The sequence below is a fragment of the Mesorhizobium sp. M1006 genome, from assembly GCF_040318825.1.
Classification (GTDB): domain Bacteria; phylum Pseudomonadota; class Alphaproteobacteria; order Rhizobiales; family Rhizobiaceae; genus Mesorhizobium.
Genome location: NZ_JAMYMZ010000154.1, coordinates 1 through 816, shown reverse-complemented (window position 1 = coordinate 816; position 816 = coordinate 1). Strand labels below are relative to the sequence as shown.

Genomic DNA, 816 nt, shown 5'->3' with positions numbered 1-816 from the left:
CCGCGCGCCATCTCGCCTATGTCATCTACACCTCAGGCTCCACCGGAACCCCAAAGGGCGTCATGGTCGAGCATGGAAGTCTGGTGAACTATTTGCATTGGTCGGATCGCAGCCATTACGAAGAAGCCGGCAACGGTTCGCCCATGCTGCTGTCGTTCAGCTTTGATGCTGGCGTTACGACCTTATTCGGGCCTTTCTTGGCGGGCGCCAAGCTTCGTCTTGCCAACCCCATTGCCCTAATACATGCGCTTGCTGGTTTAGAGGATGGTCAGACCTATGATCTAATCAAGCTGACGCCTTCGCATTTAAGCCTGCTGAACAAGCGGCTTGAAGCCTACAAGGGACCAGCCCCGACCAGAGCACTCATGGTCGGTGGCGAGGCCTTGATCCCGGCAGACATGCAGTTTTGGCAAGAGCATTTCCCGAACGTGCGTCTGATCAATCATTATGGTCCGACAGAAGCGACGGTTGGATGTGCCACATTCGCAATATCCGACGCTGTCGGGGGGCTGGCCTCCATCCCGATCGGGCGTCCGATTGCGAACACGCGGTTGTATCTTCTGGACGGTCATGGCGCGCCGGTGCCGTTCGGGGCGGTGGGGGAGCTTTACATTGGCGGGGCCGGGGTTGCGCGTGGCTACCTGAACCGGCCCGATCTGACGGCCGAGCGGTTCATCGCCAGTCCCTTTGTGGAAGGCGATCGGCTGTATAAGACCGGCGATCTGGCGCGTTATCTGCCGGACGGCAATCTGGAGTTTCTGGGCCGCAACGACGACCAGGTGAAGATCCGCGGCTTCCGCATCGAGCCGGGCGAGA

At 59.6% G+C, this 816-nt stretch carries 1 protein-coding gene; it reads left to right on the top strand.

The features are described from left to right. Positions 1 to 816: amino acid adenylation domain-containing protein (locus NKH60_RS35000; protein WP_352875140.1), on the top strand; the 816-nt coding region annotated here is incomplete at both ends.